This is a genomic window from Desulfonatronospira thiodismutans ASO3-1 (genome assembly GCF_000174435.1).
Lineage (GTDB): Bacteria > Desulfobacterota > Desulfovibrionia > Desulfovibrionales > Desulfonatronovibrionaceae > Desulfonatronospira > Desulfonatronospira thiodismutans.
Genome location: NZ_ACJN02000002.1, coordinates 428,531 through 441,308 on the forward strand (window position 1 = coordinate 428,531; position 12,778 = coordinate 441,308).

The following is a 12,778-nucleotide window of genomic DNA, read 5'->3' on the forward strand; positions in this document are numbered from 1 at the left end:
TATGCGGGAGTGCGTTACAAGATGACATCGTCAGGGCCGCCCGGCAGATGTACACCCTGGGCTGTGACGTCATCAACAACCCCAAAGGAGGATTTCATGTACCAAAAGTATCCGATTCATCCCCAGAGACTGCGCAAGGTTCCCAGACAGTTCAGCTGGGTGGACCACAGGCTGGTTCGTGACGGTCATATTGAGAGGTTAAGCCATGCTGCAGCAGCCTTGTACCTGTTCCTGGTGACCGTGGGCGATCAGCAGGGGCTTAGCTACTACTCCGACCCCATTGTCATGCAGCGCCTGGGCATGGATGAAGTCACTTTGCAGCAGGCGCGCTTCAATCTGATCCAGGCTGACCTCATTGCCTGGAAGAAACCGCTTTATCAGGTTCTATCCATCCAGGTCCCACCCGTAAATCAGGCCAGGACAGCACAGGCCGGGCCTGTGCACTTCTCAGACGTTCTCAAAAAACTTGCCGGGGGTAACACATGATTGATTATGAGCTTTATGCCAGAATAAAGCACTACCATGAACAAAAAGGACTTACCCCGGCCCAGATAGCAAAAGAACTGCAGCTGGATCCGCGTACAGTGGGCAAATGGCTCGAAGCAAAGCAGTTTCATCAAAGAAAGTCAGTAACAAGACCAAGCAAGCTTGATCCCTTCAAGGATACCATCGTCAGGATGCTGGAGGAGCACCCCTACACAGCCGTCCAGGTTTTGCGCAGCATCAAGGAGCAGGGCTATACAGGAGGCTCCTCCATTCTCAAGGAATACATAAGCAAAGTCAGGCCCAAAAGGTCCAGGGCCTTTTTAAGTCTGGCCTTTGCCCCAGGAGAGTGCGCCCAGGTTGACTGGGGAAATCACGGCTCCATCCAGGTGGGAGACAGCAGGCGCAATCTCAGCTTCTTTGTCATGGTCCTTTGCTACAGCAGGATGATGTATCTTGAGTTCACTGTCTCCCAAAGCATGGAGCACTTCCTGGCCTGTCATCAAAACGCCTTTGACGCATTCGGGGCGGTCCCCAGAAAAATCATGGTGGACAACCTGAAATGTGCAGTGCTCAAGCACCCCTATGGCCAAAAACCGGTTCTAAATCCCAAATATCTTGACTTTGCAAAGCACTGGGGTTTTGAGATCAGTGCCTGCGGAGTCAGAAAGCCCCATGAAAAAGGCCGGGTGGAGAATGCCATAGGTTATGTCAAAAAGAACTTGCTGGCCGGCCTTGAACTGCCGGATTACCGGGCCATCAACCATTACGCCCGCCACTGGTGCAGGGCAACAGCCAATGTGCGTATCCATGCCCAGACCGGCAAGAAGCCGGTGGACATGCTTGAAGAAGAAAGAGAGCACCTTTTGCCCCTGCCTGTTAACACCTATGATATCGGAGTCTTAACCCAGGTCCGGGCCTCGTCGCAGTTCCGGATCACCCTGGAGTCCAACCGCTATTCCGTGCCAGCCAGGTACGCAGGCAAACGCCTGACCTTGAAGACTTATCCTGATCGCTTATGCATCTATGACGGCAACAATCTTGTGGCCAGGCATGTCCGCAGCTTTGATAAAAAAAGGGACATTGAAGACCCCGATCATGTCCAGGAGTTTATTGTCCAGCGCCGGGCAGCCAGGGATCAGCAATTGTTTTCCCGGTTCCTGGCTTTGTCCCCAAGAGCAAAGGATTACTTTTTTGAGTTGGAGAAAAAGCACTTGAACATCAAACACCATGTCCAGAAGATTGTAGCCTTAAGCGAAATCTATGGCTCTGAAGCCGTGTCCAGGGCCATGGACGACGCATTCACCTACAGTGCCTTCTCCTGTGAGTATGTAGCCAACATCCTGGAGCAAAGAGCCAGGACCATGCCCGCACCAGGAGCCCTGCATCTGACCAGGCGAGAGGATCTGCTGGATATTGAAGTCAAAGACCCTGATCTAAGCATTTACGACAAACCCAAGGAGAAAAACCCATGACCAACAAACACCAAAGTGAGGTGCACAGGCTGGAAGAAAATCTCCAGCTGCTCAAGCTAACCTGTATAAAAGAGCAGTACAGGCCGGCGGCTGACAAGGCTGCCAGGCAGAACTGGGATCATCTGGGCTATCTGGCCAGGCTGGTCCAGGCAGAAGCAGATGCCAGGCATGATCGCTCCATCCAACGCCGTATCAGGATGGCCCGTTTCCCAGGCATAAAAACCATGGAGAACTTCGACTGGACATGGCCGACCAAGATCAACCGCCCGGCCATCCAAAACCTCTTTCGCCTTGGATTTATGAAGGACAAGGCCAACATAATAATCCTCGGAGGAGTAGGCCTGGGCAAATCACACATAGCCACAGCCCTGGGTTACAGTGCATGCCTGGAAAAGCATTCGGTGCTGTTTGCCACCACCATAGATGTCATAAACACCCTCTCGGCCGCACAGGCTGCACACAAGCTCAAAACAGAGCTCAAGAAATATGTAAGTCCTGAACTGCTCATTCTGGATGAGCTTGGCTACCTGCCCATAGACAAGCAAGGTGCAGACCTGCTCTTCCAGGTCATAAGCCAGCGCTACGAACAAAAATCAACCATCCTGACCACCAACAGAGCCTTCAAGAAATGGCCCGAGGTGTTCAACAACGACAGCACCCTGACCTCAGCCATGTTGGACAGACTTCTGCACCATGCCGAAACTATCCTCATTGAAGGCAAAAGCTATCGGATGAAAGACCAGGTTCAGGAACAATAGCTCCGCATAGGCAACCGCCGGCATCAACCTTTATGTCTGGAGCTGGCGGTTGCTCCAAAACAACATTTTTAAACCGGCGTTTTATGGCATCTTCAAGCCGGCGCTAACACACATGGGTAAAATGGTTGTTTGAAGCCAAAAAAAGGTATGGGCTACAGGTATTGAACTATACGGTTACCTCGAATCATATTCACTTGCTGGTACACGGACATGAAGACAAAGATGCTATACCCAGATCGCTACAATTGATAGCTGGCAGGACAGGCCAGGAATACAATCAAAGGAAGAAGCGTAAGGGGGCTTTCTGGGAAGACAGGTATCACGCTACAGCAGTGGATGTTGATGAACACCTTGTTCGATGTCTGGTCTATATAGACTTGAATATGGTCAGGTCCAGAGTGGTTAAGCATCCCAATGAGTGGAGTCACGGGGGATACCCTGAAATAGTCGAGCCACAACAAAGATACCGGATTATCAATAGGGATCTCTTGCAAAAACTTCTGGATATCGATGATGGTTTATCAGGGATTTACTCTGGGTGGGTTCAGACAGCATTGGATGAGAGAACTCCAAGGCAAGCCGACTGGACTGAAGGTGTTGCAGTGGGCTGCAAAGATTTTGTCGAAAAGGTCAAGGAAATGCTTTGCGGCAGAGCTTGCGGCCGCAGGGTCCATGAAGTAGGCAAGTCAGGGATGTACGCACTGAAAGAACCTGTATCGGCTTACAATGATGTTTTTGAGGGTAAAATGGGGCTTCTAAGCTCCGAAAATAGGCTATTTTGGGATATTTATCCTGATATTTAAGGATGATGGTTAGGTCCGACCCCAAAGAACGATCGAAGTTATCAAAGAACTCTGCCGGGGGCCGGGCATAACCGAATTCATCCGCCGCGCAGTTCGCGCAACGAATGATCGAGCGCTCAAAGTAACTCGAAAAGTATTTTGTTCTCGCGTCCATATCGCTTCTCGTGGCGCTCTAACGACAAGCTAACCAGCCGGCCTTGCCGGTCTGGTTGAGCGCCTGGTCCGCTGTGGTCAGGCTACTTTTAGATGAAGATTTTTCCCTACTGCTTGAGCATAATTCACTAAAGTTGAAAGCCGGATATCCTCAGCATGATTTTCAATTCTAGAAATAGCTGATTTTTTGGTATTTAATATAGAGGCAACCTGTTCTTGAGTGAGTCCTGCTTCAAGACGTGCCTGCTTCAAGAGGACACCAATCTTAAATTGCTCATATCCTTTATCAAAGTTCTCTCCAAAACTGGGGCTTTTCTTTTTTCTTTTCTCAATATATTTATCTAAATCATCCATTAGCCTTCCCCCTCCTGCTAAAATATTCTTTCTTACGCTTTTCTGCTAATTCAATTTCCTTTTTAGGCGTTTTTTGGCTTTTCTTTTGGAATGAGTTTGTCAAAATTATCAATTATCAACTCGTTTCCAAAGAAGAAGCCAAGCAAACGAAAAGTGTTTTTTCCAACATCAATACGAACTTCCCAGATATCATCCGTATTTACCAGTTTTTTAAAATACTTAGATGGAACACGGTCAATTTCTTGGATTAATTTCAATACCCAGGTCACTTTCATAACTTGCGCATCTGTCAGGTTATCCAGATGATCTTCAACTGGGCAATTCCCAGACACTGAACGATAGAATTCAATGCTTTTCATTAATTTAAAGTACACATATATGTTAACATTGTCAAGGAGATTTATTGTTTTGTAGGCAGCGAACGAAAAGCTCACTCTTACATCTATGTTTTTGGCCCAAAAAAAGGCATCCTAAGGCAATTTTTAAGGCCTTATAGAGGACTTTTACTCAATTAGTTCAATGACTTGGTTAGGTCCGACCCCCATAGAAACCAATAGACCATAGCATGGTCCGCGTCAGGGATGCATAATTCAACCCTGAAACGCAACTTATTTCGTGCACCAAGTCACCTATTTTCTAATTGTCGTTGCGGGCTTGAATAACTTATTGCTCTGGGGACTGTCCCGGGATTACAAGTATGGAAGCAAGGGCATATGGGGGTATGATATTCAGAATATCTTCACCCCACACATGTGGGGCGCGGTTCGTTTAAGTTCACTGGCGGTGACTACTGCTGTTTTTTCAGCTCGCTCACGGTAACCGGCTTGAGTCCTCGAAGCTCCAGGCCAGCGATGATCCGGGGCAAAGCCTCGGCTGTCGGCAGATCAGGATTGTTCATGTGCAGGATTACAATGCTTCCCGGTCTGACGGAATCAATTACATAATCAGCTATTTCCTTCGGGGATGCATTTTCATCAGCGTCTCCGCTGGCGATATCATACTGAACCGTCAGCATACCCAGCTCGCCGGCAATATCCACCACATCGTTGTTTTTTTTGACATAGGGGGGGCGAAACAGTCTCGGCATCTCTCCGGTAAGCTTTCTGGCTATTAGCTGGGTATAGCCAAGCTCCTGCCTGATTACAGAGGGATCGTGCCGGGTAAGATCAGGGTGGGAGTAAGAGTGGTTGCCAAGCTCAAACAGATTATTATCATGCAGAGCCTCTGTCTCCTGCGAATAGTTGAGCATCCATAGTCCCCCCAGAAAAAGGGTGGCTGGAGTTTCTGTCTTTTTAAGTATTTTGATGACATCCGGATCGTAGCCCGTTTTCTGCCAGGTACTGCAGGCATCGAAGGTTAAAGCCACTTTTGACAGGTCGCTCTCAATTCTCTTTAGTACTTCCGGGCTTTTCTGCTCAATTTCCGGTGAAACTTCTGGAGCCATATCCGGATGTGCTCTTTTGAATCCATCCAGCACATCTTCCGGCATTTCTTCTGTCCAGGCCGGCAGGGCAGTCAGCAGCAAGACAGCCAGGCAGATGATGATGCAGAAAATAAGTCTGCTCAAGTTTGTCATATTCCATGTCCTGATGTGACTGCAAAAATTCATTTTTGCAGTCACAGATGTCAGAGCTCAGACGTCAGAGGTCCCCAGTGAAATCCCCCAGTTAAACAAAAGAGGGTTTAACCGGGTAAACTTCGGGAACTCCAAGGAGTTATTTCACGGGGCAGGCAGTAAAAACAAAGATTTATATCACGCGAAGACGCGTGATTGATTTCTGAATTATTGATTTCTCGACTTTTTGCAGATTCATCTGTCCTGAGAAGATTTAACTGCAAACAGTCAAGGCGGGGACTTGAACTAAATATAGCCTGACCAGACCAGTTCTAATTGTCAAGCGGTTTGTTGCCATGAGGTTCTTCACATTATGTTTGTTCGGGTCGGACCGAGCAAATATATTATAAATATATAAAATGATCTCGTTTTTTGCTTGCTTTTAAGTCTTATAACCGCCATATTTATGTGGTAAAAGCAGTGCTAAACTTCTATTCTCGAGGCGACAACTATTTTGACACATGGGACCCGCTTTGGATGGTTTAAATGAAATAATTGGTGGTTAACCAGTCACTGTTGCGGACTCGCTTCACTCGCCGCAAAGCTCCAACGTTCGGCTATAAAGGATTGACTTAGCATGAATACCGTGTTACCGTGATTTCATGATACGATCATTTAAAGATCAGGGTACAGAAGATATTTTCGATGGGAAAAACAGCAAGGCTGCCCGAAAATTATGCCCGCAACATCTTTGGATTTTAGCTGCGAGAAAACTGGAGCAGGTTGACTCCGCAACAAACCTTGACGACTTAAAAGTTCCGCCGGGAAATCGCCTGGAAGCCCTGTCAGGGGATCGTTATGGGCAGTACAGCATTCGAATCAATGATCAGTATCGGGTATGTTTTAAATGGGATAATGGCAATGCAGATAATGTTGAAATAGTCGATTATCATTGAAAGTTCAGGAGAATATCATGATCAGAATTCCGAAATACAGGGAGCCGACGCACCCGGGACAAATGTTGATGGAGGATTTTTTGGCTCCACTGTCAATAACGCAACGAGATTTGTCTAAGGCGATTCATGTTCCTTACCAGCGAATTAACGAGATTGTAAATGGGCGGCGCGGTATTACACCCAGTACAGCATTACGCCTGGCAAAATTTTTTGATATGTCAGAGGATTTTTGGATGAATATGCAGCTTCGTTGGGACCTGTATCGTGCTAAAAAATCAGAAGAAAGAGAATTGCGTATGATAAAGCCCTATACGTCTTCTGAACACACAGCCCATATGTAAAAAAGGCTGCCGTACCATTCAGCCCGGGTGACAGCCAGGGCAGGTGGAATTTTGACAAATCGAGGGGGAAACTGAATTTCAAACAACTATTGCCAAGCCAGCGGGGGCACCAGCAGATATTCATGGTTTTCAGTGGTCAAGCGGGCGATTCTGCTACATAGATAACATCTTCCCTGGAAACGCGGTGATAACCTGGGAAAACGTGCTCTGAAGCCATATCTTTATTTTCTGCCTCAATTTTGATTCAAACCTGCTCTTATGTCTTGAAATGTTTGTAAATCCGGGCTATTGATCTACTCAAAATTCCATTCATGGGTTATTATCGCCCTGCCGGCCAGGGTTTTTCAGCTATTGCTGCCCGAGTGTCCGGTTTTCTGCACTTTTCCTGGCCTGCCCTGCTGAAACCTCAAGGGGTTTCAAAGGTTCAGAGGGCTTTTGGCCTCTTTCCGAGTATTGCTCTTAGCAGTCCCATTACGTGTTATTGCTGGCTTGGGTCGAATTTTTGATCATTGACTGAGCTTGTTCTCATATCTCAACAGGTGAGGTAAGCGTCCATTTAACCCCATCTTTTTTTCTCCGCCTGATGTGCTAATGGTCTCCCAAATACCAAGGAGGGACCGTTATGCAAACCAAGTCACAGAAGTACACGCCTGAGGAGCGGGCCGGGTTCTGGTCCGCGCATATCAACAAGTGGAGGCAGGGCAGCCTGACCAAGGCCGAATACTGCCGCAGGGCAGAACTGTCCAAGCATGCCTTCTATTACTGGTGCAAAAAGCTTGGGCACACCTATTCCAGGAAAACCCTGGAGGAAAATGCCGTCGTGCCGGTGCCCCTGAAGGTTGTCCAGGAGAAAACCCATACGCCTCTGCGTCTGATGGTCAATAGCTACCAGGTGGATATCCCGGGTGATTTCCAGCAGGAAGTACTGGCCAAGCTGGTCCGTACTCTGGAGGAGATCACGTGATCGCGGTTAGTCAGGCCAGGGTGTATCTGGTCACCGGACATACCGACATGCGCAAGGCTATAGACGGGTTATCCATCATGGTCCAGGCTCAGCTGGAGCATGACCCCTTTTCCGGGCATCTGTTTGTCTTCTGCAACAGGCAGCGGACCATCATCAAGATCCTGTACTGGGACACAAGCGGTTTTTGCTTGTGGCAAAAGCGCCTGGAGAAGCAAAGCTTCAAGTGGCCTGCATCAAAGCAGGAAGTTATGGAGCTTGATGCGAGGCAGCTTGTCTGGCTTTTAGACGGTCTGGACCCTGTGCAGGTCAGGGGGCACAAAGAGTTAAAATTTTCCACATTATTTTAGATTTTTTTGCAAAAAAAGCTTGCAATTCCAAATGTTTGTGTGTATATGAATACTCAGTTATGGACATCAACAACTTGCCAGATGATAAAGATGCGCTCAAAGATATCGTTGCTGACTACCACCAGCAACTTATCTACCTGCAGGAGAAACTGAACTTCCTGCAAAAAGCCATCTATGGGTCCAAATCCGATAAAAAACCCAAATGCGGCTCTAAAGAGACCTGGCCCATGATGCCTGGCCTTGTTGAGATGGAAACCGAGGTGGAAACGCCCCAGGAAAAAACCATCACCATACCTGAACATTCCCGTAAGAAACGTGGCCGCAAGCCCATCCCCAAGGATCTTCCCAGAAAGGATATAATCCATGACCTCTCTGGGGAGGAAAAGATATGCCCCTGCGGAGTCGAGCTAAGCCCGATAGGTCAGGAAGTAAGCGAAAAACTGGATTATATCCCTGCCAGGCTGATTGTTAATCGCTACATCCGTCTCAAATACGCCTGCAAAAACTGCGAGGGAGCCGAAGATGATCAGGGTGCAGTCAAAATAGCTCCCATGCCGGAACAGCTGATCCCCCAGGGCATAGTGACTCCAGGTCTTATGGCTCATATCATCACAGCCAAGTTTGTGGACGGCCTACCCTTTTATCGCCAGTGCAAGCAGCTTTTAAGGCTGGGCATTGATATCTCCCGTTCCACCATGGTCTCCTGGGCCATGCATGCGGCCAGGGTCTGCGAGCCTTTCCTGGATCTGTTCAAAAAGGAGATCATGCTCGGATTCCAGGTGGGCATAGACGAGACCCCGGTACAGGTACTTGATGAACCGGGCCGGTCCAACACTTCCAAGTCATATATGTGGGTTTTCCTTGGCGGCCATCCTGAAAATCCCACTGTCCTTTATGATTATCATCCCACGCGAAGCGGTCTGGCCCTGGATTTCCTCCAGGACTATCAAGGTTATATTCAAAGTGACGGCTATGCAGTCTACAACGACCTGGGCGACAAGCCGGGCATATTCCATGTAGGATGCCTGGCCCATGTCCGGCGCAAGTTTATGGATGTGGTCAAACTCTCCAAGAAACAAAAGCACAAGGGCGGAACCGCCCAGGAAATCCTGAACCTTATCGCCAAGCTATATATCCTGGAACAGTCCTTTGAAACCAGAAAGCTAAAGCCCGACCGGATACAGGAAGAACGTCAGGAAAAAAGTATACCCATACTAAACCAGATAAAAACTCTGCTGGACGAAAGAAGTAAAACCACCCCGGACAAAAGCAAACTGGGCACGGCCATAAATTATGCCCTGAACCAGTGGGACAGAGTGGTGCGCTATACACTGGATGGCCGGCTGCGGCCTGACAATAATCTGGTGGAAAACGCCATCAGACCCTTCGCCCTGGGACGCAAGAACTGGCTTTTTGCCGGACATCCCAATGGAGCCAAGGCAGGCGCTATGTACTTCTCCCTGGTGGAGACAGCCAAAAAGAACGGCCTGGAGCCTTACGCATACTTACGCCACCTGTTTGAAAACTTGCCCCTGGCCAAGACCGAGCAGGATCTGAAGGCCCTTATGCCTCAGTACATAGATCCGGAAGTCCTGCCTTCCCCCACTGCCTGCTGATCCCAACCATCATACCCCTGGCCTGCTGCATATCCAGTGGGCCAGGGAATACTACCAACGATACCCGCCCATGGATAGGTGTACCCGTTTGGACGCTTACGCTTGTTCTCATATCTCAACAGGTGAGTGGACGGGTGATCACTGGTTAGATTTCACAAGACCTGGCCACCCAGATTCTTACATTGGCTCGGGATCTACCCCAAAACAGAATGGGAAGAACACTATGGCTAACTTTGATGATTACATTGTTTTTGTGGATGAAAGTGGCGATCACAGACTTGAATCAGTAGATTCAAATTACCTAAGGGCAATGTAAACGGCTGGGGACTAAAAGTGTTCCCATAAAAAGCGAAAGGCCCTGGTATTCACCAAGGCCAGACGCCGACCGGGCATTCCCAGTCCATTTTCATAAACAAAATCTATATCTTGTATAAGGGGCTGTCAACATTTGTTGCCAACTAACTCAAGACTAATGCCTGTGCCCTGAACCAGACCCAAAACTACAAGTTTTTCCTTGTAATCCACTTGAAATAATGGTTACTTGACCGAAATTTGATAAGACGAGACTTTTAAAGGGCTTTTCTGATAATAACCAGGGAGCAGGGTGGATAAGATTCCATTGGTTATAACTGGGATGTTTTTGATCATAGAGAGATTGCAAATTGAACGGTAATGATTTTAAATGTTTACATATAGATCCATACATTCTTGATGGTAAAAGTTGTCTGTAAGACCCAAAAATTGGGTTTTTTTGAGATGAAATATAATGATAACAGCATGTTGCTGGTCTCAGAGACCTGGCTCACAGAGACCTGGCTCAGAGAACTGAAGGCTGATCTGATCATCCTTCTGGCCGATCACGGCTATCCCCCGGTGGACAGGGATGAAGTGTACAAGGAGATCTTTGAGCAGGCCGAGAACTTCAAGAAGTATTAAAGCAGGGTCAGGGGTTGAGCTGTGCTTATAAAATTTGAATCGCTTACAGCGGAATAAAGGAGTTGCTTCTGACAGAATCTGAAACCTTGATTCCCAAGCACGGCGGCTACCGGAAGCTCAAGAGCTTTCAACTGGCCCAGCTTGTATATGATCTGACCGTGCGTTTCTGTGGGCGGTATATAGATAAGCGCAGCCGCACTCATGATCAGATGGTTCAGGCCGCCCGCAGCGGGGTGCAGAACATCGCGGAAGGATCAGAAGTTTCTGCCACATCCAAGAAAATGGAGCTGAAGCTTACCCAGGTAGCCCGGGCCAGTCTTGAAGAACTGAAGCTGGACTACGAGGACTTCCTGCGTCAGCATGACCTGCCTTGCTGGGACCGAAATCACCCCCTGCGTCAAGATCTGGTTGATGCACAATGCCGAAGCGTTGATGACGTGGCCGAGTGGGTGATGAATGCGGCTAAAAAAATAGCCTGGGAGAGAGGACACAGTGAACAAAGTAGACTTGGGGAATCAGACAAGGATATTGAGTCTTCTACGTTTACTGCGTCCTCTTTTTATCCTGAAATCTCGGCCAATGCAGCTCTGACACTGGCCACTGTAGCCGGTTATCTCCTGGACCGGCAGATCCAGGCCCTGGCTGAGTCCTTTGAAAAAGAAGGCGGGTTTACAGAACGACTGTACAGTGTGCGTACCGCCAGAAGACGAAAATAAATCTATGAATTCGAGAACAAAGCTATATACAAGGCTCTTCAGGACTGGTGCAGAGAGAACGACATCCAACTGGCGGATTAATCGATGGCTGCATGGCCGCAAATTGATTTTGTCGACGACCGAGAAGGATGTCTGTTCACAGCAACGGTTTACCGAAAACAGGTTTGCTCGGGTCGATTTGCTCGGGTCGAACCCAGCCAATATATTGAAAATATTTAAAAAGAGCTCGATTTTTGCTTGATTTTGACTCTTAGAACCGCCATTTTGATATGGAAAAAGTAGTTCTAAAGTTCAATTCTCCAGGGCAACAACTATCCTGACACATGGGGCGGTCCGTGTCATGGTGTTTGTCGACCGGGTGGAAATCGTCAGCCCCGGCCACCTGCCGGACAGCCTGAGTCCGGAGGATATCCGCCAGGGCAAGACCATCCGCCGCAACCCCACACTCACCGAGCACGCCAGTCATATCCTGCCGTATCGTGGCATGGGCAGCGGCATTCCCCGTGCCCTGGAAGCCTGGCCGCAGATCGACTTGGTGGATGATCCCGCGGGCAACCAGTTCAGCGCCGTGGTCTGGCGTGCAGAAGCGGAATGGTCGGTTGACACTGCCGCCCCGCAAGTTACGGGGAAGTTACCGGGGAAGTGAAACGGTTGTCGCTACCTGGGCGACTGGCATCAGCGGGAGAATAACCGGCCTTGCAGCCGATGCCGCGACCGCTGCGCATCTCTGGCGCGGCTGAGTATGCTCGTTCGGCAGTAGCAGAATTTATGTGAGAGGTGATTTATGAAGATTAAAGACCTGATTGAAGCGGCAGAGGCTCTCCCAGTGGAAGAGCGTGCGTTAGTAGTCGATTCGCTTCTGCGCAGTCTCAACCCTCCCCAATCCAGGATCGATGAAAAATGGGTTTCGGTAGCGCAGGAGCGATTGAAGGAGTTTCGTTCCGGTGATGTGGAGACCGTCCCCGGAGAAGAGGTGTTTGCGAAAATCTGGGGCGAGCAATCTCCATGAGCTTCCGCTTTCACCCTGAAGCTGAGCGCGAACTTCGTGAGGCTGTCGCCTACTATGAAGATATAGAGCCTGGCCTCGGATACGATCTTTCTGTGGAAGTGTATGCCGCAGTTCAGAGGGCTGTAATGTATCCAAAGGCTTGGCCAGTGCTTGACGGTGATATTCGGAGGGCCTTAGTACGGAGGTTTCCGTATGGAGTGCTTTACTCCGAGGAACAGGGAGTTCTCCTGATCATTGCCGTGATGAACCTTCATCGAGAGCCGGGCTACTGGAAGGGCCGATTTTGAATGTCGAACAAAGTCTTTTTGCCGA

The 12,778-nt window shown here is 48.7% G+C and carries 18 protein-coding genes; 14 read left to right on the forward strand and 4 right to left on the reverse strand.

What is annotated here, in order from left to right; genetic code table 11:
• The first annotated feature begins 96 nt into the window (after positions 1-96).
• The 4 genes from DTHIO_RS08135 (at position 97) to DTHIO_RS08150 (ending at position 3,519) form a co-directional block, all read left to right on the forward strand.
• Positions 97-486 carry a helix-turn-helix domain-containing protein gene (locus DTHIO_RS08135; RefSeq protein WP_008868686.1) on the forward strand — a complete coding sequence of 130 codons (390 nt, stop codon included), beginning with the start codon at positions 97-99 and terminating at the stop codon, positions 484-486.
• Positions 483-1,958 (forward strand): IS21 family transposase, encoded by a 1,476-nt coding sequence (istA, locus tag DTHIO_RS08140; RefSeq protein WP_008869834.1) that lies wholly within the window; start codon positions 483-485, stop codon positions 1,956-1,958. Before DTHIO_RS08135 ends, istA begins: the two co-directional genes overlap by 4 nt.
• A complete protein-coding gene (gene istB / locus DTHIO_RS08145; RefSeq protein WP_008869835.1) occupies positions 1,955-2,716 on the forward strand; it encodes an IS21-like element helper ATPase IstB in 762 nt (253 codons plus the stop codon). The genes istA and istB overlap by 4 nt, the downstream gene beginning before the upstream one ends.
• Positions 2,717-2,841: 125 nt before the next feature.
• Complete coding sequence (locus DTHIO_RS08150; RefSeq protein ID WP_050775165.1) at positions 2,842-3,519, forward strand: transposase; 678 nt, start codon at positions 2,842-2,844, stop codon at positions 3,517-3,519.
• Between the two features lie 231 nt (positions 3,520-3,750).
• On the opposite strand, the gene DTHIO_RS08155 is transcribed toward DTHIO_RS08150, so the two are convergent.
• The 4 genes from DTHIO_RS08155 to DTHIO_RS08165 form a co-directional block, all read right to left on the reverse strand.
• A complete protein-coding gene (locus tag DTHIO_RS08155) occupies positions 3,751-4,026 on the reverse strand; it encodes a helix-turn-helix domain-containing protein (protein ID WP_008869836.1) in 276 nt (91 codons plus the stop codon).
• Positions 4,019-4,138 carry a type II toxin-antitoxin system RelE/ParE family toxin gene (locus tag DTHIO_RS22955; RefSeq protein ID WP_353740054.1) on the reverse strand — a complete coding sequence of 40 codons (120 nt, stop codon included), beginning with the start codon at positions 4,136-4,138 and terminating at the stop codon, positions 4,019-4,021. The genes DTHIO_RS08155 and DTHIO_RS22955 overlap by 8 nt, the downstream gene beginning before the upstream one ends.
• The gene (locus DTHIO_RS08160) at positions 4,089-4,385 is read right to left on the reverse strand and encodes a type II toxin-antitoxin system RelE/ParE family toxin (RefSeq protein ID WP_208596392.1); all 297 of its coding nucleotides are present in this window, start codon (positions 4,383-4,385) and stop codon (positions 4,089-4,091) included. The genes DTHIO_RS22955 and DTHIO_RS08160 overlap by 50 nt, the downstream gene beginning before the upstream one ends.
• A 428-nt stretch (positions 4,386-4,813) precedes the next feature.
• Positions 4,814-5,602 carry a polysaccharide deacetylase family protein gene (locus DTHIO_RS08165; RefSeq protein WP_008869837.1) on the reverse strand — a complete coding sequence of 263 codons (789 nt, stop codon included), beginning with the start codon at positions 5,600-5,602 and terminating at the stop codon, positions 4,814-4,816.
• 641 nt (positions 5,603-6,243) lie between these two features.
• Here DTHIO_RS08165 and DTHIO_RS08170 point away from each other — a divergent pair.
• The 10 genes from DTHIO_RS08170 to DTHIO_RS08215 all read left to right on the forward strand — a co-directional run bounded on the left by DTHIO_RS08170 (position 6,244) and on the right by DTHIO_RS08215 (position 12,753).
• Positions 6,244-6,537, forward strand: coding sequence for a type II toxin-antitoxin system RelE/ParE family toxin (locus DTHIO_RS08170; RefSeq protein ID WP_008869838.1), 294 nt, complete (start codon positions 6,244-6,246; stop codon positions 6,535-6,537).
• Between the two features lie 17 nt (positions 6,538-6,554).
• Positions 6,555-6,878 (forward strand): HigA family addiction module antitoxin, encoded by a 324-nt coding sequence (locus tag DTHIO_RS08175; RefSeq protein ID WP_008869839.1) that lies wholly within the window; start codon positions 6,555-6,557, stop codon positions 6,876-6,878.
• A gap of 622 nt (positions 6,879-7,500) precedes the next feature.
• Positions 7,501-7,842: an IS66 family insertion sequence element accessory protein TnpA gene (gene tnpA, locus DTHIO_RS08180; RefSeq protein ID WP_008869840.1), complete on the forward strand. Its 342-nt coding sequence runs from the start codon at positions 7,501-7,503 to the stop codon at positions 7,840-7,842.
• Entirely contained in the window at positions 7,839-8,189 is a 351-nt protein-coding gene (gene tnpB / locus DTHIO_RS08185) for an IS66 family insertion sequence element accessory protein TnpB (RefSeq protein ID WP_008869841.1), read from the forward strand. The genes tnpA and tnpB overlap by 4 nt, the downstream gene beginning before the upstream one ends.
• A gap of 59 nt (positions 8,190-8,248) precedes the next feature.
• Positions 8,249-9,805: an IS66 family transposase gene (tnpC, locus tag DTHIO_RS08190; RefSeq protein ID WP_008868370.1), complete on the forward strand. Its 1,557-nt coding sequence runs from the start codon at positions 8,249-8,251 to the stop codon at positions 9,803-9,805.
• A gap of 756 nt (positions 9,806-10,561) precedes the next feature.
• A complete protein-coding gene (locus DTHIO_RS08195; protein WP_161598648.1) occupies positions 10,562-10,741 on the forward strand; it encodes a type I restriction enzyme endonuclease domain-containing protein in 180 nt (59 codons plus the stop codon).
• Positions 10,742-10,827: 86 nt separating this feature from the next.
• Positions 10,828-11,457 carry a four helix bundle suffix domain-containing protein gene (locus DTHIO_RS08200; protein ID WP_244156342.1) on the forward strand — a complete coding sequence of 210 codons (630 nt, stop codon included), beginning with the start codon at positions 10,828-10,830 and terminating at the stop codon, positions 11,455-11,457.
• Positions 11,458-11,797: 340 nt separating this feature from the next.
• On the forward strand, positions 11,798-12,103 hold the full coding sequence (locus DTHIO_RS08205) for an ATP-binding protein (RefSeq protein ID WP_040418205.1): 306 nt from the start codon (positions 11,798-11,800) through the stop codon (positions 12,101-12,103).
• A gap of 138 nt (positions 12,104-12,241) precedes the next feature.
• Entirely contained in the window at positions 12,242-12,466 is a 225-nt protein-coding gene (locus tag DTHIO_RS08210; RefSeq protein WP_008869843.1) for an addiction module protein, read from the forward strand.
• Positions 12,463-12,753 (forward strand): hypothetical protein, encoded by a 291-nt coding sequence (locus DTHIO_RS08215; RefSeq protein WP_008869844.1) that lies wholly within the window; start codon positions 12,463-12,465, stop codon positions 12,751-12,753. Before DTHIO_RS08210 ends, DTHIO_RS08215 begins: the two co-directional genes overlap by 4 nt.
• Positions 12,754-12,778: the final 25 nt, after the last annotated feature.